21 protein-coding genes are annotated in these 22497 nt (G+C 31.2%); 14 read left to right on the plus strand and 7 right to left on the minus strand.

All coding sequences use genetic code 11. The annotated features are described in order from the left end of the window. The first annotated feature begins 16 nt into the window (after window positions 1-16). The 12 genes from BDW25_RS01265 to brnQ3 all read left to right on the plus strand — a co-directional run bounded on the left by BDW25_RS01265 (window position 17) and on the right by brnQ3 (window position 14813). Entirely contained in the window at window positions 17-520 is a 504-nt protein-coding gene (locus BDW25_RS01265; protein ID WP_002449870.1) for a GNAT family N-acetyltransferase, read from the plus strand. A gap of 18 nt (window positions 521-538) precedes the next feature. After that, window positions 539-1606: an undecaprenyldiphospho-muramoylpentapeptide beta-N-acetylglucosaminyltransferase gene (locus tag BDW25_RS01270; RefSeq protein ID WP_049430835.1), complete on the plus strand. Its 1068-nt coding sequence runs from the start codon at window positions 539-541 to the stop codon at window positions 1604-1606. A gap of 17 nt (window positions 1607-1623) precedes the next feature. Further along, window positions 1624-2247, plus strand: a complete 624-nt coding sequence (locus BDW25_RS01275; protein ID WP_049417614.1) for a phosphatase PAP2 family protein — start codon at window positions 1624-1626, stop codon at window positions 2245-2247. Between the two features lie 325 nt (window positions 2248-2572). Further along, entirely contained in the window at window positions 2573-3232 is a 660-nt protein-coding gene (locus tag BDW25_RS01280) for a response regulator transcription factor (protein ID WP_002449906.1), read from the plus strand. Window positions 3233-3282: 50 nt separating this feature from the next. Next, the gene (locus BDW25_RS01285; protein ID WP_369962953.1) at window positions 3283-4590 is read left to right on the plus strand and encodes a HAMP domain-containing sensor histidine kinase; all 1308 of its coding nucleotides are present in this window, start codon (window positions 3283-3285) and stop codon (window positions 4588-4590) included. Window positions 4591-4760: 170 nt separating this feature from the next. After that, window positions 4761-7568: a 2-oxoglutarate dehydrogenase E1 component gene (locus BDW25_RS01290; RefSeq protein ID WP_002449843.1), complete on the plus strand. Its 2808-nt coding sequence runs from the start codon at window positions 4761-4763 to the stop codon at window positions 7566-7568. 11 nt (window positions 7569-7579) lie between these two features. Further along, window positions 7580-8887, plus strand: coding sequence for a 2-oxoglutarate dehydrogenase complex dihydrolipoyllysine-residue succinyltransferase (odhB, locus tag BDW25_RS01295; RefSeq protein ID WP_002449702.1), 1308 nt, complete (start codon window positions 7580-7582; stop codon window positions 8885-8887). A gap of 593 nt (window positions 8888-9480) precedes the next feature. Further along, entirely contained in the window at window positions 9481-10290 is an 810-nt protein-coding gene (locus BDW25_RS01300; protein ID WP_049437764.1) for a VOC family protein, read from the plus strand. A gap of 34 nt (window positions 10291-10324) precedes the next feature. Then, window positions 10325-10528 carry a DUF6501 family protein gene (locus tag BDW25_RS01305; RefSeq protein WP_025987180.1) on the plus strand — a complete coding sequence of 68 codons (204 nt, stop codon included), beginning with the start codon at window positions 10325-10327 and terminating at the stop codon, window positions 10526-10528. A gap of 118 nt (window positions 10529-10646) precedes the next feature. After that, window positions 10647-11438, plus strand: a complete 792-nt coding sequence (locus BDW25_RS01310; protein ID WP_133944680.1) for an ATP-binding protein — start codon at window positions 10647-10649, stop codon at window positions 11436-11438. Between the two features lie 12 nt (window positions 11439-11450). Then, window positions 11451-13340, plus strand: a complete 1890-nt coding sequence (locus tag BDW25_RS01315) for a vWA domain-containing protein (RefSeq protein WP_064207476.1) — start codon at window positions 11451-11453, stop codon at window positions 13338-13340. A 129-nt stretch (window positions 13341-13469) separates the two neighbouring features. Further along, window positions 13470-14813: a branched-chain amino acid-like transporter carrier protein BrnQ3 gene (brnQ3, locus tag BDW25_RS01320; protein WP_064207477.1), complete on the plus strand. Its 1344-nt coding sequence runs from the start codon at window positions 13470-13472 to the stop codon at window positions 14811-14813. A 56-nt stretch (window positions 14814-14869) separates the two neighbouring features. Here brnQ3 and BDW25_RS01325 read toward each other — a convergent pair whose 3' ends face one another. Genes BDW25_RS01325 through BDW25_RS01335 form a run of 3 tightly spaced genes read right to left on the minus strand, consistent with a single transcriptional unit; the run spans window position 14870 to window position 16961 of the window. Beyond that, window positions 14870-16009 (minus strand): toxic anion resistance protein, encoded by a 1140-nt coding sequence (locus BDW25_RS01325; protein WP_064207478.1) that lies wholly within the window; start codon window positions 16007-16009, stop codon window positions 14870-14872. Between the two features lie 38 nt (window positions 16010-16047). Continuing rightward, window positions 16048-16671: a 5-bromo-4-chloroindolyl phosphate hydrolysis family protein gene (locus BDW25_RS01330; protein WP_002455349.1), complete on the minus strand. Its 624-nt coding sequence runs from the start codon at window positions 16669-16671 to the stop codon at window positions 16048-16050. A gap of 17 nt (window positions 16672-16688) precedes the next feature. Continuing rightward, window positions 16689-16961 (minus strand): acylphosphatase, encoded by a 273-nt coding sequence (locus BDW25_RS01335; RefSeq protein WP_064207480.1) that lies wholly within the window; start codon window positions 16959-16961, stop codon window positions 16689-16691. Between the two features lie 167 nt (window positions 16962-17128). Here BDW25_RS01335 and msaA point away from each other — a divergent pair, with 167 nt between their 5' ends. Beyond that, the gene (gene msaA / locus BDW25_RS01340; protein ID WP_002449871.1) at window positions 17129-17437 is read left to right on the plus strand and encodes a regulatory protein MsaA; all 309 of its coding nucleotides are present in this window, start codon (window positions 17129-17131) and stop codon (window positions 17435-17437) included. Window positions 17438-17642: 205 nt separating this feature from the next. Further along, window positions 17643-17843 carry a cold shock protein CspA gene (gene cspA / locus BDW25_RS01345; protein WP_001831260.1) on the plus strand — a complete coding sequence of 67 codons (201 nt, stop codon included), beginning with the start codon at window positions 17643-17645 and terminating at the stop codon, window positions 17841-17843. Between the two features lie 317 nt (window positions 17844-18160). Here cspA and lysA read toward each other — a convergent pair whose 3' ends face one another. From lysA to dapD, 4 genes are all read right to left on the minus strand, one after another. Then, window positions 18161-19426, minus strand: coding sequence for a diaminopimelate decarboxylase (gene lysA, locus BDW25_RS01350; RefSeq protein WP_002449712.1), 1266 nt, complete (start codon window positions 19424-19426; stop codon window positions 18161-18163). A gap of 1 nt (window position 19427) precedes the next feature. Then, complete coding sequence (locus BDW25_RS01355; RefSeq protein ID WP_133944682.1) at window positions 19428-20501, minus strand: alanine racemase; 1074 nt, start codon at window positions 20499-20501, stop codon at window positions 19428-19430. A 6-nt stretch (window positions 20502-20507) separates the two neighbouring features. Further along, entirely contained in the window at window positions 20508-21659 is a 1152-nt protein-coding gene (locus BDW25_RS01360) for an amidohydrolase (protein WP_133944684.1), read from the minus strand. 108 nt (window positions 21660-21767) lie between these two features. Next, window positions 21768-22487 carry a 2,3,4,5-tetrahydropyridine-2,6-dicarboxylate N-acetyltransferase gene (gene dapD / locus BDW25_RS01365; RefSeq protein ID WP_002449858.1) on the minus strand — a complete coding sequence of 240 codons (720 nt, stop codon included), beginning with the start codon at window positions 22485-22487 and terminating at the stop codon, window positions 21768-21770. Between the last annotated feature and the right edge of the window lie 10 nt (window positions 22488-22497).

A 22497-nucleotide genomic window follows, 5' to 3' on the forward strand; every position in this document is an offset into this window, starting at 1 on the left:
AAGGAATATCTATTATATGATTAGACTAGGTAAACATGAAGATATTAATCAAATCGAAATATTAGTGTCAGAAGCAAAAGATTTAATGAAATCATTTGGGAATAATCAGTGGGACGATAAGTACCCAACTCCTGAACATTTTAAGGCAGATATTGATACTAAGACGTTGTATGTTTTAGAAGAAAATAACACTATTTATGGATTTATTGTTGTCGACCAACAACAATCAGAGTGGTATGATAATTTAGAATGGCCAATTGATAGAAATAACGCTTATGTTATTCATAGATTAGTTGGTTCTAAAGATTATAAAGGTGCAGCAACTCAATTATTTGATTTTGCAGTTAAATTAGCAGAAGAACATCATATCCATGTGATTCTGACAGATACTTTTGCATTAAATAAACCTGCTCAAGGTTTATTCGAGAAATTTGGTTTCCAAAAAGTAGGAGAAACAGAAATTGACTATCATCCATTCAATAGAGGCGCACCATTCTATGCATATTATAAAAACATATAAGAATAGAGGTTAATAATCATGTCTAAAATTGCGTTTACCGGAGGCGGCACAGTAGGCCATGTGTCTGTGAACTTAAGTTTAATTCCAACTGCATTAGAAAAAGGACATCAAGTTTTTTATATTGGCTCTAAAAACGGAATTGAACGAGAAATGATTGAATCACAAATTTCGAATATTAAATATTACCCAATTTCAAGTGGTAAACTACGTCGTTATTTATCTTTTGAAAATGCAAAAGATGTTTTTAAAGTATTAAAAGGTATCTTAGATGCCCGTCGCGTTCTAAAAAAAGAAAAGCCTGACTTATTATTTTCTAAAGGAGGATTTGTTTCTGTTCCTGTTGTTATAGCAGCACGTTCATTGAATATTCCTACCATTATTCATGAATCAGATTTAACTCCTGGTTTAGCAAATAAAATATCTTTAAAATTTTCAAAAAAAATATATACAACATTTGAAGATACGCTTAAATATCTACCTAAAGATAAAGCTGATTTTGTAGGAGCAACAATTAGAGAAGATTTAAAAGAAGGTAATCAACAAAAAGGTTATGAAATAACAGGGTTTGATTCAGATAAAAAAGTATTACTTGTTATGGGTGGTAGCCTAGGTAGTAAAAAATTAAATGATATTATTAGAGAGAATCTTGAAGCTTTACTACATGATTATCAAATCATTCATTTGACGGGGCATGGATTAGTAGATGAGTCTTATAAACAAAAAGGATATATCCAATATGAATTTGTTAAAGAAGAATTAACGCATTTATTATCGATTACAGACACAGTCGTAAGTCGTGCAGGTTCTAATGCTATCTATGAATTCTTGACTTTAAGAATCCCAATGTTGCTAATACCACTAGGACTTGATCAATCTAGAGGAGATCAAATTGACAATGCTAAATATTTTGAATCCAAAGGATATGGAAAAATGATTCCAGAAGATCAACTTACACAATTCAAATTACTCGAACAACTAAAACAAATTGAGTCTCACCGTAATGATATTATTCATCAAATGGAATCTTATAAAGAAAGTTATACTAAAGAAGACTTATTTAATAAAATCTTGAACGATGCGCTTTAATATAGGAGGACCAATTGATGAATAGAACGAAACGCATTACATTGCTCATTGTTTTTACATTAATCTTTGGCATCATTGCATTTTTCCATGAATCACGTTTAGGCAAATGGATTGATAATGAAGTATATGAATTTATTTATGCATCGGAGAGTTTTATTACTACATCTATTTTATTAGGTGCAACAAAAATTGGGGAAGTATGGGCAATGGTTTGTTTGTCATTAATGCTTGTTGCTTATTTAATGCTTAAACGTTACAAAATTGAAGCTTTATTTTTTGTTATCACTATGTCACTATCAGGTATATTAAATCCTTTACTAAAAAATATTTTTGATCGCGAACGTCCAACATTACTACGTTTAATTGATATTTCTGGATTTAGTTTTCCTAGTGGACATGCAATGGGTTCGACTTCATTTTTTGGAAGTGCAATGTATATTGCCCAACGTAGAGCATCAGGAAGTACAAAAGGTGTTATTATCGGACTATGTGCGGCACTTATTTTACTCATTTCTATTTCAAGAGTTTATTTAGGCGTACATTATCCAACTGATATTATTGCAGGAATCATCGGAGGTGCTTTCTGTATCGTTCTTTCAACTTTAGTATTAAAAGGATTATATGAGCCTACAATCTTATAAACAATAAATAAGTGCGCCTTATTTGGCGCACTTATTTATTATTTACGTATCGTTTTAAAACGAACGTTTATTAATATTTACGGACACATAAATTAAGGGGGGAATGGCTTGAAAATGATTATAATTCTAAGTATTTTGAATTATAGGGGAAACTTAGAATTAATTGATAATCATTTTCAATTAATATTATAACTTATTGATAATGATTGTCAATTAAAATTTTACTTTTTATTTTATTCATTCTAGTAACAAATAATTTTTATGATAAAATATTGGTTATATTACGAGAAGTCATACGTTTATTAAAAAAGAGGTGTCTGAAAAAATGACTAATATTTTAATCGTAGAAGATGAACAAAATTTAGCCAGATTTCTTGAATTAGAATTAACACATGATGGTTATAAAGTAGACATCGAATATGATGGGGAACCTGGTTTAGAAAAAGCATTAAATAACGATTTTGATTTAATTATTTTAGATTTAATGTTACCAAATATAAATGGACTAGAAATTTGTCGACGTGTACGCCAAGTGCAATCAACACCAATTATTATCATCACTGCTAAAAGTGATACTTACGATAAAGTGACTGGATTAGATTATGGTGCAGATGACTATATAGTAAAGCCCTTTGAAATTGAGGAACTTTTTGCAAGAATTCGCGCTGTATTACGTCGTCAGCCTCATAAAGATATTATCGATATCAATGGTATCAGAATAGATATTGATGCATTTAAAGTAACTGTTGATGGCAAGCAATTAGATTTTACTAAAACTGAATATGATTTATTGTATCTATTAGCAACGAATCGCAATCACGTATTACAACGTGAACAAATTTTAAATCATGTATGGGGATACAATAGTGAAGTAGAAACGAATGTGGTTGATGTATACATCAGATATTTAAGAAATAAATTGAAACCTTTTAATAAAGAGAAAGTCATTGAAACTGTTCGTGGTGTAGGATATGTGATTCGATAATGAAAAATCATACATTACAATATAAATGGATGACAATCACTACATTGATTATGTTTACGACAATTATTTTATTTTGTCTTATTATTATATTTTTCTTAAAAGATACTTTAAGAGAAGGAGAAGTGGAGGAAGCAGAACATAGTTTAAGTGATATTGTCAATTTAATTCAAACGCGTCCGATTAATAATATATCGATATTAGATTTAAGTGCTTCATTAGAAAATTATGAAGAAGTCATTATTTACAATCATATAGGTCAAAGAATAATGAAATCATCTAATGAAAGTACAATTCAGTTTATACCTAACAACAATTTACAAAAAACCGATCGAATTCAGGTAATGCGAAATAATGGAAAAGAATATTTAGTTATTACTGAACCACTTCATAGTCCAAACTTTAAAGGTTATAGCGTACTTATTCATTCTCTTGAGCATTATAACAACTTAGTAAAATCACTTTATATTATTGCTGTTGTTTTTGGTCTACTCGCTACAGTGATTACTGCATGTATTAGCTATTTCATTTCTAAAAACATTACAAAACCGCTAGTAACAATGTCTAATAAAATGAATCAAATACGACGCGATGGTTTTCAAAATAAATTAGAACTTGATACAAGTTATAAAGAAACAGATAATTTAATAGAAACTTTCAACGAAATGATGTATCAAATTGAAGCCTCTTTTAATCAACAAAGACAATTTGTTGAAGATGCTTCTCATGAGTTAAGAACACCACTTCAAATCATTCAAGGCCATTTAAATTTAATTAAACGATGGGGTAAGAAAGATCCTGACATTTTAGAAGAATCTTTAAATATTTCATTAGAAGAAATGAATCGAATTACAAAGCTAGTAGAAGAATTATTATTATTAACCAAAGATAAAGTAAATATGCAATCCTTAGAAAAAGAGGACGTTGATATCAATGAAGAAATTCAATCACGAATTAAGGCACTTCAACAACTGCATCCAGATTATTTATTTGAGATTGAATTAGAACAAAAACCTTTAGTTTTACAAATTAATCGTCATCAATTTGAACAATTAATCTTAATTTTTATAGACAATGCTATGAAATATGATAAAGAGAGAAAGCATATATGTATTAAAACACAATTGCGTAATAAACAAATAAGTATTGAAATTACCGATCACGGCTTAGGCATACCAAAAGAAGATCAAGAATTTATTTTCGATCGTTTCTATAGAGTAGATAAATCTAGAGCAAGAAGCCAAGGTGGTAATGGTTTAGGGCTTTCAATTGCTGAAAAGATTGTGAGTCAATATGGAGGTTACATTTCTGTAGATAGTGAACTTAATCAATTCACAACATTTAAAATCAATTTTAAATAAAAACACAGATGATAATAATCTGTGTTTTTTTATTAATATAAAATTAAAAAAATTTATCTTTATTGAATTTTTTCTTTTTACATAATATTCAGTCAATAGTCTTTATCAATAGTCAAAATAGTGCTATGATAGTTTTGTAAGCGGTTTAACTATTTTGTGGAGGGTATAAAATGGCAAAGGATAAAAGGGATGTTACGGAAGCTCCAGTAAATTTTGGGGCAAATTTGGGTCTTATGCTCGATTTATATGATGATTATCTTCAAGACCCAACTTCTGTCTCAGATGATTTACAAGTGCTTTTTAGTACAATAAAAAATGGCGAAGCACAAATTAAAGCTAAGTCTACCACAGATGGGAGTGGTACTTCAGCAGATGATAGCACAATCAAACGTGTCATGCGATTAATTGATAATATTAGACAATATGGTCATCTAAAGGCTGATATTTATCCTGTAAATGCGCCTAAAAGAACGCATGTCCCAAAATTAGAAATTGAAGATTTTAATTTAGATAAAGAGACATTAGAAAATATTTCATCTGGTATCGTATCAGATCACTTTAGTGATATATACGATAATGCTTATGAAGCGTTAAAGCGTATGGAAAAGCGTTATAAAGGCTCTATTGCGTTTGAGTACAATCATATTAACAATAATAAAGAACGTACTTGGCTAAAACGTCGTATTGAAACACCTTATAAAGCTACTATTAATAGTGATGAAAAAATCAACTTATTTAAAACACTTGCTCATGTTGAAGGTTTTGAAAAATATCTACATAAGAACTTTGTCGGAGCAAAACGTTTCTCAATTGAAGGTGTAGATACATTAGTGCCAATGTTGCAACATACATTGAAGCGTGCTGCTCAAGAGGACATTCAGAATATTCAAATTGGAATGGCACATAGGGGACGTCTCAATGTTTTAACACATGTATTAGAAAAACCTTATGAAATGATGATTTCAGAATTTATGCACACGGATCCAATGAAATTCTTACCTGAAGATGGCAGTTTAAAACTTACTGCTGGTTGGACAGGAGACGTTAAATATCACTTGGGTGGCGTAAAAACTACTTCTTCATATGGTATTGAACAACGTATTTCTTTAGCAAACAATCCTAGTCACCTAGAAATTGTAGCACCTGTAGTTATAGGAAAAACACGTGCTGCTCAAGATGATACACATCATGCGGGTGGACCAACTACAGATTTTCATCACGGTATGCCAATTATTATTCATGGAGATGCTGCATATCCTGGTCAAGGTATCAATTTTGAAACAATGAATTTAAGTAATTTAGATGGTTATTCAACTGGCGGATCACTACATATAATTACAAATAACCGAATTGGTTTTACAACTGAACCTATTGATGGTCGTTCTACAACGTATTCATCAGACATCGCTAAGGGTTATGATGTACCTATTCTTCATGTGAATGCAGATGATGTAGAAGCGACAATTGAAGCCATTGATATTGCTATGGAATTTAGAAAAGAATTCCACAAAGACTTTGTCATTGATTTAGTAGGTTATCGTCGATATGGACATAATGAGATGGATGAACCATCTATTACAAATCCAACATTATATCACAATATTAGAAAGCATGATTCAGTTGAAGTGATTTATGGAAATAAACTTGTAGATGAAGGTATTTTAACGAAAGAACAAATGTCTGAAATGATTGATTCTGTACAAAAAGAAATGCGTACTGCTCAAGATAAAATTGATAAATCAGATAAAATGAATAGTACTGCAATGAATAAACCAGAATCGCTTCAGTTGCCTTTACAAAGTGATGAAAAAGAGTTTAGCTTTGAACATTTGAAAGAAATTAATGATGCAATGTTAAACTATCCTGAAGATTTCCATGTATTTAGAAAATTAAATAAAGTATTAGAAAAACGTAGAGAGCCTTTTGAAAATGAAAATGGTCTAGTTGATTGGGCTCAAGCAGAACAATTAGCTTTTGCAACAATTGTTCAAGATGGCATATCAATTCGTTTGACAGGTCAAGATAGTGAACGTGGTACATTCAGTCACAGACATGCTGTACTACATGATGAAGACAATGGCAATACGTATACACCGCTTCACCATGTACCAAGTCAAAAAGCAACATTTGAAGTGCATAACAGTCCATTATCAGAAGCTGCAGTCGTAGGCTTTGAATATGGATATAATGTTGAAAATAAAAATAGTATGAATATTTGGGAAGCCCAATATGGAGATTTTTCAAATATGGCACAAATGATGTTTGATAATTTTATGTCATCTGCCAGAGCTAAATGGGGCGAGCGTAGTGGTCTAACTTTATTCTTACCACACGCTTTTGAAGGTCAAGGTCCTGAACATTCATCAGCACGTTTAGAAAGATTCTTACAACTGGCGGCTGAAAATAATAGTACAGTGGTCAATCTATCAAGTTCTAGTAACTACTTCCATTTATTACGTGCACAAGCTAAAAGTTTAAATACTGAAGCGATGAGACCATTAATTGTGATGTCACCTAAGAGTTTGCTAAGAAATAAAACAGTGGCTAAGCCAATTAGTGAATTTACAACTGGCGGTTTCAAACCAATTATTGTTGAAGATGCTCAAAAAGCTAAAGTAACAAAAGTCATTTTAGCTTCTGGAAAAATGTTTATTGATTTAAAAGAAACATTAGCAAAAGAACCTAATGAAAATATACAACTTATTGCTGTGGAAAGATTATATCCTTTCCCAGAGGAGGACATTAAAAAAGCTTTAGAAGAATTACCAAATTTAGAATCTGTTGCTTGGGTTCAAGAAGAACCTAAAAACCAAGGCGCATGGTTATTTGTTTACCCATATCTTAAATCTATTGTTGGACATCAATATAATTTAAGTTATCAGGGTAGAATACAACGTGCAGCACCTGCCGAAGGTGATGGAGAAATTCACAAACTTGTTCAACATAAAATTATTGAAAATAGTGTCAAAAATAACTAGGGGGAAATATAATGGCAGAGGTAAAAGTTCCAGAATTAGCAGAATCAATTACAGAAGGTACAGTTGCAGAGTGGCTAAAAAACATAGGGGATAATGTTGAAAAAGGAGAAGCTATTCTTGAATTAGAAACTGACAAAGTGAATGTTGAAGTTGTATCTGAAGAAGATGGTATACTTCAAGAACAACTTGCATCTGAAGGCGACACTGTAGAAGTGGGCCAAGCTATTGCAATTGTCGGTGAAGGTAAAGGTAGTACAAGTAGTTCAAGCGAATCACAAAATAACGATTCAAATTCTGAAAATGAAAACACAAAAACAGATTCTGCAGAAACTAATTATTCAACACCACGCACTTCTACTGAAGCACAAGGTAGCGATACAAGTTCAAATGACGACTCAGAATCAATCAATAATAAAAGAGTGAATGCAACACCATCAGCACGTCGTCATGCTCGTAAAAATGGTATTGATTTAAATGAAGTAGCTGGAAAAGGTAGCGATGTGATAAGAAAAGAAGATGTTGATAATAGTCAAAAACCAAGTCAATCTAATCAAAATACTCAACCTAATTCACAACAAGAAACATCTAAAAAATCAACTGCTAATACGCCTAATAAACCAGTGATCCGTGAAAAAATGTCTAGAAGAAAGAAAACAGCTGCAAAAAAATTATTAGAAGTATCTAATAATACCGCAATGCTCACAACATTTAATGAAGTTGATATGACAAATGTAATGGAATTAAGAAAACGTAAAAAAGAACAATTTATTAAAGATCATGACGGCACTAAATTAGGATTTATGTCATTCTTTACTAAGGCAGCAGTAGCAGCACTCAAAAAATATCCAGAAGTTAATGCTGAAATTGATGGAGACGATATGATTACTAAACAATACTATGATATTGGTATTGCTGTTTCAACAGATGATGGATTATTAGTACCATTCGTTAGAGATTGTGATAAGAAAAACTTTGCTGAACTAGAAAAATCAATTGCAGATTTAGCAGTAAAAGCACGTGATAAAAAACTTGGATTAGATGATATGGTAAATGGTTCATTTACCATCACTAATGGTGGTGTATTTGGTTCTATGATGAGTACACCAATTATTAATGGTAATCAAGCTGCTATCTTAGGTATGCATTCAATTATCACTCGTCCAATTGCTATTGATAAAGATACAATCGAGAACCGACCAATGATGTACATTGCATTAAGCTATGACCATAGAATTATTGATGGCAAAGAAGCAGTTGGATTCTTAAAAACAATTAAAGAGCTTATCGAGAGCCCAGAAGACTTATTATTAGAATCTTAATTTCGTTTATTAAAGAGCTAAATATATTGAAACCTTAATCAAAAATTGATAAAGAGTAGAATAAGTTCATAATGAATTTATTCTACTCTTTTTATGTTTTAGTTATATTAGTATTAAAAAAATTGAGAATATAAAAAATAACAGAGAAGCGCATCCCTCATTATCCATTTATGACTTTTCCAAAACAGATGCTAATATGTATAAAAATGATAAATTAAGTATTATATTTGGACAAAAAACAACAAATATTTTTAAGGATATTCCAAACGAATTCATAAAAAAATAATAGTCATTAAAGCTACAATAAGTTAAAAACGAACTTTATATAATTTATCAAGTTTGTTTTAAGACAATTAAATAACCTATGATATATCCCCCCTACCTATATAAAACAAAGTAGGGGAGGGATAAAATATATATATTATCTTATATATATTTTATTTATTATACACACTTTAATCATATATAATATTTTTATTTACGTATATTTTATAATAAAAAACAATACTCTTATTTAAGAGTTCAACATATTATTCATATATAAAATACGTTATAATGTTTAAGAAAAGATATATAAATGGGAGTGTCGATGAATGAGTGGACTAAGAAGTGTTACGATTGGAACAAGTGATCTCTCAAAAACACAGAATTTATTTCATAATATTTTAGGTCTTAATGTTGCAACAAAAAGACAAGCATTACGTTTTGGTGATGCTGAATTAAATCCTGGTACAAGACTTCACTTTGTAGAAGTTCCTAATCCTAATTATAGAAATGTACATATATCAAGCGTGGGATTAAGAACACCATCGAATGCTGGTTTAGAAGAATACCAACAAATATTAGAAAAAAATAATATTCAATTTAGTTCAATCACTGAATTAAACGGTAATCAGCACTTTAATTTTAAAGATGATAATCATCAAATTTTTGATATCTATTCTAATGAACTGAATGTTGGTGTTGGATTAGGCACACCCACATTTGAAAGTGCTGTTAATCCTCTTCATCAAATTCAAGGATTGGGACCAGTAATTATTAAAGTAAACGAATTATTGGTTACAACTTCTATCTTTAAAAATGTATTTAATTTAACGCATTATGCTGAATATGAATCTACTGAATTTCCTGATCAAACTGTCCAGGTATTTAAAATCGGAGATGGTGGACTTGGTGGAGAAATTCATTTATATCAATCTAATGAACAAGTTGAATTAAAAGAAGAAGGAATTGTGGAACAAATTGAATTCAGTACAAATTCAACTGAAGACTTTGAACATGCACAAAAAGAACTGGATGAAATAGGTATTCCTTATCAAATATTAAATCAAGGTGATGCTCAATCGTTACGCATTACTGAAGGTAGCGGCATCTCTTTCATATATACTTTAGAAAAAAATTAATATAAATCATTTTATTGGAGGATTTAAAATGGGAATGTTACATGAAGATTGGAAATCACGCACACCAATTAAACAAGTGATGGTAGTTAATACTGATGCAAAAAAATTCACAGTATCAGATATGCTTACTATTGGAAAACAATATGATGTCATCAATGAAACTGAAGAATATTATCAAATCATTGATAACTCTGGTCTAGTAGGTGGTTATTACAAAGATTATTTTAAAGAAGTTTAAATACATTCAATTTCTAAAAAGATAACGATTAAATTAAGACTCAGAGTGATGTGCCAATATCTATACATTTATACACGCTCTTGGTCTATTTTTTCATCTTATAAAGGAGAATATTAAAATGCCAAATAATCATTATATCAATTCAGATCAATCTGTATTCAATGATGCAAAAGCATTGTTTAATTTAAATAAAAATATTTTATTAAAAGGCCCTACAGGCTCTGGTAAAACACGATTAGCTGAAACTTTAAGTGAAGTGGTCCAAACGCCGATGCATCAAGTTAACTGTTCTGTTGATTTAGACGCAGAGAGCTTATTAGGTTTTAAAACAATAAAAACAAATGAACAAGGTCAACAAGAAATTATTTTTATTGACGGCCCAGTTATAAAAGCCATGCGAGAAGGTCATATCTTATATATTGATGAAATCAATATGGCTAAACCTGAAACATTACCTATTTTAAATGGCGTATTAGACTATAGACGTCAGTTAACCAATCCTTTTACTGGAGAAATAATTAAAGCAGCCCCTGGTTTCAATGTAATTGCTGCGATAAATGAAGGCTATGTTGGGACATTACCAATGAATGAAGCATTAAAAAACCGCTTTATTGTCATACAAGTTGATTACATTGGAGGAGACATTCTTAAAGATGTCATTAAACAACAAAGCCAACTTCAAGATGATGATATAATTAAAAAAATCATTAAATTTAATGAAGACTTACGTACAATGTCAAAACAAGGACAAATTTCAGAAGAAGCAGCTAGTATTCGTGCGTTAATTGACTTAAGTGACTTAATTACAGTTATGCCAATAGAGAGAGCAATTAAGCGTACAATTATCGATAAACTTGAAGATGAACGCGAACAGCAAGCCATCAGAAATGCAATCGAACTAAACTTTTAGAGAGGGATTATTATGAGTGATCGTTTTATAAAATTTAATGATGAGCAGCTAGATGCTAAGCAAGTCATGATGTTACAAGATTTAGCGCGCTTACTACTGAAAAACGAACAAACTAAAGTAAAAATTCAAAAGTTCCCTTATTATGATCCTATTAATAATACTTTAATTACAAGTTGGTTTTGGTCTCATCGTCCAAAAGATATTGAAAGTGCAGGGTTAAAAACAGATGTTATGCTCGCTGCATATGGTTATAAAATGATGGACGAAGCTATCGTAAATGAAGTCCTTCATGATAATGAATTTAGCCATCCCAAATTTTATCATCAACTCTTTAGATTGCTAGAAGATATGCGCGTTTTTAATTTTATTAAAGTAGATCGGCCTAGCACTGCTAAACAAATTGATTTAAGAGTGAAAACTCGATTATCTTATACGGAATCACAAATTAAATTCTATAAAACAAAAACGGTATATACAGATTTACTTTTCTTATATTTAGAGCGAGCATTTTTAAGTCAAAACTTCTTTGATATACCCACGATACATCCACAATTAGATGACATATTAAATCATATGTTTCAATATTTACCTGATTTTTTCCAAAATGAATCATCTGAAGATAATATGTATCTTGCACAACGTATCATGTTCCAAATCGATGAAATGTTATCACATGATATGTTAAATGAATATTATCATCTTCCTAGAAAAGTATATGAAGCTATTCATGAAATGTCTTATGAGGATATTAAACGTATGGATGCAAGTAACGTTGATGGGCAAGATAATACAAATCAAGAAACTGACACTACATCAGCCGAAGCTGAAACAAACGCTCAAGATAGTAAATCTGAAGGTGGCGCTTATCTTGAAATGGAATTACATGAAGGTGAAAATAGTGACGTTATGAGTGATAACGACACTGCACGTGAAGGTGATTCAACTGACGATATGACAGATATGATGACGAAAAAAGGACGTGGCTCTAATCATTCACTTGATCGTGACGAAGGCGGTTCTATAGGTTCTAATCCATCATTTGCTTTACGTGGTATTAATGAAAATGTCGAAATAGAATGGAAAGTGCCTGATATAGAGCCAGAGTATATTTCAAGCTACCAACAAGTTAAAAATGAAGTACAATTTGAAACTAAAGATTTAATTCAGATTATAAAGAAAACCATCGATAGAGAACACGTGGACGAACGTCATAATTTGACTAAAGGTCGTCTTCAACGTGATTTAACCAATTGGTTTATTGATGATCAATATAAATTGTTTTATAAAAAACAAGACCTTAGTAAAACATTCGATGCGACTTTTACATTACTGATTGATGTATCTGCTAGTATGTTTGATAAAATGGAAGAAACGATTAAAGGCGTCGTATTATTTCATGAAACATTAAAAGCACTCAACGTTAAACATGAGATACTTGCTTTTAATGAAGATGCTTTTGACTCTGATGATCGAAAACAACCTAATATCATTGATGAAATCGTTCATTACGATCGCTCCATCATGGAAAAAAGTGGACCACGCATTATGTCATTACATCCTCAAGATGATAATAGAGATGGCGTAGCTATACGAATTGCAAGTGAACGTTTATTAAGAAGAAGTCATCAACAACGTTTCTTAATTATCTTTTCAGATGGGGAACCTTCAGCATATAACTATGCTCAAGACGGTATTTTAGATACGTATGAAGCTGTGGAAATGGCACGTAAATTTGGAATCGAAGTATTTAATGTCTTTTTAAGCCAAGATCCAATTACTGAAGATATTGAAGAAACCATTCATAATATTTATGGACAATTTGCATTATTTGTAGAAGGTGTTGAAAATTTACCGAGTCACTTATCACCATTGCTAAAAAAATTGTTATTAAAATCTTTCTAATCATAATCAATAATTAAACTGTATATTGATTTATAATATTCAAATTTTTGTGACATACATAGACTTGTAAATTCTTTTTGTGCTAGAATGTTAAATATTGCAAACATATACATAAAAAGGAGCAAGTCTATGAATAAACATACTTGGATTATCGGCTTTACGCTATTTGCTATGTTTTTTGGCGCAGGTAATCTAATTTTTCCTCCTAATTTAGGGCAAGAAAGTGGTGCCTATTTTTGGCCAGCAATTTTAGCTTTTTGTTTGACTGGAATAGGCTTACCATTACTTGGAGTAGTCGTTGGGGCACTTGATAAACAAGGATATATTGGTGCCTTTAATAAACTGTCACCGAGATTTTCAGTTGTCTTTCTAATTATTATTTATTTAACCATTGGACCTCTATTTGCTATACCACGTACTGCATCTACGTCTTTTGAAATGACTATTACACCCATTACTCATTCAAATAGTAATATGTCTTTATTCATTTTTACACTTATTTATTTTATTATTGTTTTATATTTATGTATTAATCCCGGTAAAATAGTAGATCGAATTGGATCTTTATTAACTCCTTTATTATTAATTACAATTTTGGCTATGATTATTAAAGGATTTGTAAACTATAAGGGACACGGTTCATCTCATGGAAATCCAGAAACATATTCTTCAAATATAGAAAGTTTTTCCCATGGCTTTATTGAAGGGTATTTAACAATGGATGCAATTGCAGCAATTGCATTTTCAATGATTGTGGTTAATGCCATTAAAGCAACAGGAGTTAAACACACCAATCAAATATTTAAACAAACAGTTATAGCTGGGTTTATTGCCGCCTTAGCATTAATTTTTATATATGTTTCTTTAGGGTATATTGGTAATCATATGGGAATAAGTCAAAATACGATTACAACTCTAATGGCTAAAAATCAAAATATAGGAACTTATTTACTTACTACAATGGCTACAAATGGCTTTGGTGTTCTAGGCAAATACTTACTAGGTATCATTGTTGCTTTAGCTTGTTTAACTACAGCTTGTGGACTTATTGTATCTGTGAGTCAATACTTTAATAGTATATTTCCAAAAATTAGTTATAAGGTATATGTTATAGGTTTTACAATTATCAGTTTTATATTGGCTAATTTAGGATTAAATTCTGTTATAAACATGTCTGTTCCTGTATTAAGTATTATTTATCCTGTAGCTATTACTATGATTATTTTAATCTTACTTGCGCGTTTTATTCCAACTAAACCTATTGCGCAACAAATACCTATTATCATTGTTAGTCTTGTTTCAATTGTAAGTACAATAAATACGTTAGGTTTAATAAAATTAAATGTTATAAATCATTTACCTCTTAAGCAATATTCTTTAGAATGGTTACCTATAGCTATCATTTCAATCATAATAGGGTATATCGTATCTAAGTTTATAAATCAATCGTATATTGTTTATCAAAAGGAATAGATATACTAAACACCGGTTACTTCTTTAAATGAGAGCAATCGGTGTTTTAATTTTATCTATTCTTTTTTCATAGTAAGTAAATGTTCTTTTAACTCATTCTCGAGTTGTGATAATTCTCTTTCAGCTTGTTGACGTTTTTGACGTCCATTATATTGAATTTGCAGTGTTTGTTCAATCGTTTCAATGATGTCATTTTGAGTCGCTTTAAGCGTTTCAATATCTACGATACCACGTTCATTTTCAGTAGCCGTTTCAATTGCATTTTGTTTTAACATGGCTGCATTTCGAGTAAGCAAGTCATTTGTGGTATCAGTAACTGCACGCTGAGCTGTTACAGCATTTTTTTGTCTCATTAAAGTGAGAGCAATAGCCATCTGATTTTTCCATAAAGGAATACTTGTGAGAATAGAACTTTGAATTTTTTCGGCTAATGCTTGATTCACATTTTGAATCATGCGAATTTGCGGTGCTGTTTGAATTGCTATTTGACGTGATAATTGTAAGTCATAAATTTTTTTATCTAATCGATCAACAAATTGCTCCATATCAGCGACACTTTGAATATCCATTTGATTACCAGATTGTTCTGCATGTTGACGCAATTTAGGCAATTCATTAGCATTTATGTCTTGTTTTTTACGCTGTGCAGCAGCAATATATAGAGAAACATCATCAAAATATACTTTATTTTGTTCATAAAGATGGTCGAGTAACTGAATGTCTTTAGTTAAATTTCCTTTATGCTTATCCAATTGAATGGTGATTCTATCAACTTGTGAACTTACAGATTGCATTCTAGAGAATACTTCATTTATTGAAGCTTTTGTTCGTCTAAATAAACGTTTAAGTTTAGATTGATTGTCTTGATTCAAGTCATCAGGATTAACTTCTCTTAACTTTGACATTAATTGATTTAAAGTATCACCAATAGGACCCACATCTTTCGATTGAACTTCATCTAACATTTGATGTGAAAATTGAGACATGTTCTGCTGTAGATGTGTCCCAAAAGATAATAGGCCTTCACTATCTAATGGTTTGATTTGTTGACTAATTGAATCAATTTTTTTTAAATCTTGTTCGTTAAATTGTTGTTCAAAGTCTTGCTTAACATTTTGAGTTGAAACATCATGCGGTTGATGTTCTATATAATCATCTAATGGATGTGAGTTAATAAATTGGTCTTTTTGATTCATTTAAAAATTCTCTCCATTCTTATCTTAACTTTAAATTATTATTTTTTATATCGTTTTTGTTGTAACCGATTAAGTTCCATTTCAATATCTAAACGCTCATAATCATCTTCATTAAGTCTTTTTAAATCTGCAATAAGTGTACGTTTCACTTCATCTAAAGTAATACGTGTTTGCTCTAATTTTTGCTTTTCTTTATCAGATTTTTTTGGCATTTTAGATAAACGAGTATATGCATCAATTAAATTTAGTGCATTATCTATATGCGAATAAAAGAAACTCTCTACCTTGAAGAATGATGAAGGTCTCTGTTTAACAGCATAATGAATAGACTTAGAAATTTTATAAATATCATTAATTTGACGAAAATCTTTAATCGTTCTGATATTAATATATGATTTTAAAATATTACGAATTTTATTATGTGATTGATTGAGTTGCTGATTAACAAAACGATAGTCTCTACGTGATAATCCAATTTCATTTAAATATTTTTTGGATGTCAATCTTTGAGTAGGAAAATAAGATACAAAAAACATTCCAATACCTATTAGGGCATCAAGTATAAAGGATAGATCAAATCCAAATACACTTGTCACCCATGAGATAATAGCTATTGGAATTCCTACTAAAACACCCAGAAGTCGAGAAAGGTTATATCTCAATATTCATCTTCCTTTATTTAATAAATCGTTTTAAATTCTGAGTATCTATTTGTTACGTCTAAATCTTCAATACTATAATCAGAAACTGAAGATGCAGGAGAAGCACCAGCAATCACTTTATCAATAAATGATTTTATTTGTTCCTCGTCACCTTGAGCATATATATCTACATAATCCTCAACATTTTGAACAGTCCCAAATATACCAAGTTTTTTTGCAATTAATTCAGTATGATGACGGAACCCTACACCTTGGACAGTTCCAAATACTTGTATATGTTTACGTTGCATCATTATCACCTCTACATTATATTATACGTATTTTTCCTACAAAAAACTAATAATTAATATACATATCATCTCTATCTCAATTAAAAGAACGAAGTCTTTAAGCTTGAATTCGTCTAAAAAAAAGTTACAATATTTATTAGAGTTTTAATTTGAGAGGGGACTTAGTCATGTGGACAGTTGCAAAGATTCGTGCTGACTACGAGGGATGGTGGTTATTTAGCGACTGGACAGAAAAAATCGTAGAACAACATCATTATAGTAACTATGAAGAAATGTTAAAAGATTATCAATCAATTATTAAAAAAAGTAAAAAATATTATAATAATTATGTTATTGGGAAATATAATATTTATGCATTTTATAATAATTGTGATTTAAATTTTTGTGAAGATTGTGATGAAGATTTACAAATATTTTATAGTTTTATTGTTTTAAATAATAAAGAAGTTTATTATAATCTACCAAAAATTAATTAAAAGAGAATTTTCTATAATTGTATTGCAATTTAGTTCAAACTAACATATAATAGTTACCAAGCAATAGTTTTATTCCATATTGCAAAGAATATCTGTAATATTGATTGATAGCATTTTGTTATTTATACATATTTATAACACGTATTTTTTGTAATATGCGAATAATGCATATTGAATGAATTTTAGTCTTGGAGGTTTCACAATTATGAAACAAGGTACAGTTAAATGGTTTAACGCTGAAAAAGGTTTTGGCTTCATCGAAGTTGAAGGAGAAAACGACGTATTCGTACACTTCTCAGCAATTAACCAAGAAGGTTATAAATCATTAGAAGAAGGTCAATCAGTTGAGTTTGAAGTAGTTGAAGGCGATCGCGGTCCTCAAGCTGCAAACGTTGTTAAACTATAATTTATAGATTGCAAAAATTGACTTTAGTAACACCTTACCAAGATGTAGGGTGTTTTTTATATATAATTGAGGCTGGGACATAATCCCAGAAAAATAGCCAGTAAATGAGTTTTAAAAAACTCATTTACTGGCTTCTTTATTTATGATACTTTCTGTTATTGGATCATTTTCTTAAAGAACAGCTTCATCCTGTTCCTTCAAGTATTTCGCCAACATACTTTATCTTCAATTAAAACAATTCTTGATATCTGAATTCAATGAATTCAAATATCATCATGGTGCAACATTAACGGGTAAGTATAAACTTTTTCGTTATTTTATTTTGTATCATTAATTATTAATTGACGTAATGATTGACGTTTAATAACTTCACGTGCTTTTCCATCTTTTAAGAAGAAAACAGGTGGTTTTTGCATTTGATTATAATTAGATGCCATAGAGTAATGGTATGCGCCAGTAGATAAAATGGCTAAATAATCTCCACGTTTTACAGAAGAAGGTAACATAGCATCTCGGATAATAATGTCTCCAGATTCACATAACTTTCCGGCAATAGTTACCGTTTCGTCTGCCTCCTCATGACGATTTACAAGTAATGCTTGATATTTTGCTCCATATAAAGCAGTTCTAATATGATCACTCATACCACCATCAATAGAAACATATTTATTTACTTCAGGAATGTCTTTAATTGTTCCAACTTCATATAAAGTAATGCCCGCTTCGCCAACAATTGAACGTCCTGGTTCAATACCAATTTCAGGAACGTCGTAGTTTAATTTTTCTGATTCAGATTTAATCGCATCTGTAATTTCAGCAATACCTTCTTCAATAGGGAAGCTCACATCACCTTCGACATATTTAATACCAAAACCACCACCTAAGTTAAGTAATTCAACTTGGATATGATGCTCATTAAGCCAATTTAAAACAATTTTAGCTGTTTCAATCATAGCTTCAGTACCCTCAATTTGTGATCCTACATGGAAATGTATTCCTTTTAAATGAAGATGCTTTGATGCTTTGACTTTTTCAACTGCTTGAATTGCAAGACCATGGCGAATTGAAAGACCAAATTTACTATCTTCTTGACCAGTTTGAATAAATTCATGGGTATGGGCCTCTACTCCAGGATTCACACGAATGACAACATTAACTGTATCACTTGCATAGCGATCGATTAATTCAATTTCTTCTAAAGAATCAATAACAAAGTAGCCAACGCCACTTTCTAAAGCATATTGTATTTCACGTTTCGTTTTATTATTGCCATGGAAGTGGATGCGACTAGGATCAAATTTAGCCTCTAATGCTGTATAAAGCTCACCTTCAGATACGACATCTAATTGTAAGTTTTCTTCTTGAACTAACTTTACCATTTGAATGCAAGTAAAGGCTTTAGAAGCATATGAAATATTGTATTTTAATCCACTTTTTTGAAAAGCATTATGAAATCGACGCATTTGATTGCGAATTTCATCTTCATCATAAACAATGGTAGGCGTACCAAAACTTTGAGCTAGTGTTTTCAAACTTGTACCCGCCATTGTTAATTCACCGTAATCATTATATTTAACTGACATTTTATCTAAACTCCTTTATAAGAGAATCATGATTCATCGCACTAAGTTGTTCTGAATTAGCGCCAACACCTTTGAATGTGTATTCATCAATGCGTATATCATTATTATATAGTATCACTTCATCTTGTGCATGAACATCATCATCGACTTCAACAAACATGTGACTCATCATTAATGCTCGAATAGGGTAACGTTTACCATTAATTAATGCTTCGTGTGTTGCACGTTTTTTTAAAATACCATCACCATAGCCAATATCAACAACTGCAAGATGTGTATGATCATGCATTGCTTCAAATGCAAAACTATAACCACAATAATCACCTTTATTTACTTCACGAACTTGAATTACATTTCCTTTTACGGTTAAGGCTTGTTCAATCTCATGTTCATCTAATTTGCTATATGGTCTTGAACCATATAAAGCGATACCTACACGTGCATGTGTATGATAGGGAAGAAGTTGTTGTCCTTCGCGATAATAACTCGCACTGTTTTGCGCATGGATAAGTTCAAATTGGTATCCTTCATTTAATAATGTATTAACGACGTTTAACCATGCTTCCCGTTCAATCCCATATTCTGGAACATCAAATTCATCTGCATACCCAAAATGCGTCCATAGGCCAACGATATTCATTTTACTTCCATTATCATTTTCATGATGATGAAGTACTTCTTTAATTTCATCAAGATTTTTGAAACCTGAACGATGGAGTAAATTTTCAAATTCTAAGTGAACATTAATATCTTTTAATTCACTTTTGTACTGATAGTAATATTCTAAAGAGGGAAGCGTCATTTGAATATTATTATTTCGAACTGTATCAAAGTCGTAAACTGCATTCATTAAAAAGATTGTAGCATGAGGCGCAAGTTTACGAACTCTCACTGCTTCTTTTAAGGAAGTAGTACTAAATGTATTGATACCTGCTTCTAAAAATGTTCTTACTGCAAACTCTAATCCATAATGATAAGCATTATTTTTTACAACTGCCATTATTGATTGATTATTCTTTACTTTAGTTGCATTTCTTAAAAAGATTGTTGAATCAACTGACCAAACTGCTGTCAATTTAATTTACTCCTTTCCATAATGGTTCAATATTTGTTCATAGTAATTCGCAACATCAATAAGCACTTTTTCGTCAAAATTTAAATGCGATGTATGTAAGCCTGTGATAAAGCCTTTATCTTCATTTCGAGTTCCTACAAAAGCAAAGTAAGATGGCGCTAATTGTTGACCATAAAAACTAAAGTCTTCACCGAATAAAAATGGCAGAGGCTTTTCAATAACTTCTAAATTAGCAGATAGTATAGATTGTTCAACGATATGACGTAGTTTAGGACTATTCATTGTAGCAGGATATCCTTCTTCAAATTTGACTTCACAATCAACATTGAATAATAATTTCACACTTTTTGCAATTTTATTCATTTGATTTTTCACAATATTTAAATCAGTGGCATCATAAGTACGAATAGTTCCTTCTAAATAGCCGTTACTAGGCACCGTGTTAATTGCTTCGCCTGCATTAAAGTGACCCATATGAATAATATTACGTTTTAGTCCATTTAAATGATATTGCTGTATTTGACCAACTTGATTTAAAACATGAATCAGTGCTTCGCCACATGAATGACCTTGCTCTTTATCAGCTACATGACTAGATAATCCTTTTAGGAAAAAACGATATTCAGTGGCACTTGCTGTAATTTCTTCATCGCGTATCACGACTTGTCCTTCCTCAGCGAAAGGATTGACATGAATGCCAAATACTGCTTCAATAGGATATTGATTAAAAGCACCTGCTTTAATTAAGCGATTTGCGCCTCCGCCTGTTTCTTCAGCTGGTTGGAAGATAAACACGACATTATGAGGTAATTGATGTTGATCAGCCATCACCTTACATCGTTTAACAAATAACATCAATGCTGTTGTATGACCATCGTGACCACAAGCATGCATCACATTATCTGTTTGACTACGATAATCGACATTATTTTCTTCAAAAATGGGTAGGGCGTCAATGTCTGCCCGAAATGCAATTGTATGGTCACTATTACCTTCTAAATATGCAATAGCACCCGTTTCAAGAGGTTGTTCGTAAGGTACATTTAATTCATCTAGAAATCGAGTAATATATTGAGTTGTCTCAAATTCGTGAAGACTTAATTCTGGATGTTGATGTAAATGTCTTCTATGTTGTGTGACAAATTCTAATTCGCTCATTTTAATCAATCCTTTATTCATTTATTATTCAACTTATGTATTCATTTAATTGTAAAGGCTGAGAACATGTTGTCCCAGCCTTTAGCATTCAATTATTCAAGTTTGTCATTAATCATTTAATTTTCTTAACGCTGCAACAATTTCTCGTTTAGAGTCTTGAACTTCAGATGTTTGTTTAATGACTTTAGCAGGTGTACCAGCTACAACCGCACCGGCAGGAACATCTTGAGTTACGATAGCACCAGCAGCTACAATAGCGCCTTCGCCAACTCTTACGCCTTCTAGAATAACTGCGTTTGCGCCAATTAATACATTATCTTCGATTACTACTGGAGAAGCACTAGGTGGCTCAATAACGCCCGCTAATACTGCACCGGCACCTACATGAACATTTTTACCCGTTGTCGCACGACCACCTAATGTTGCATTCATATCAATCATAGTGCCTTCACCTACAACAGCGCCAATATTGATTGTTGCTCCCATCATCACAACGGCACCGTCTTCGATAATAGCTTGTTCACGAATGAATGAACCTGGTTCAATACGTGCATTTGTATTGGTTAAGTCTTTTAAAGGAATAGCAGAATTACGACGGTCCATTTCAATTTCTAAGTCAGTAATATGTGATTGATTGGTTTCATAAAATGTTTTCCAATCATCCGCTTCACAAAATATTACTTTTGAATCATCAGATCCGAATACTTTAAATGTATTAGGAAAAGTGACGTCATTGAATTGTCCATTTACGTATACTTTTAATGGTGTTGATTTTTTAGCATCACTAATATATTGAATAATTTCTTGTGCAGATAAGTGTTGTACCATAGTTTAGAAT

The sequence above is a fragment of the Staphylococcus sp. AtDRG32 genome, assembly GCF_004365845.1.
GTDB lineage: Bacteria > Bacillota > Bacilli > Staphylococcales > Staphylococcaceae > Staphylococcus > Staphylococcus hominis.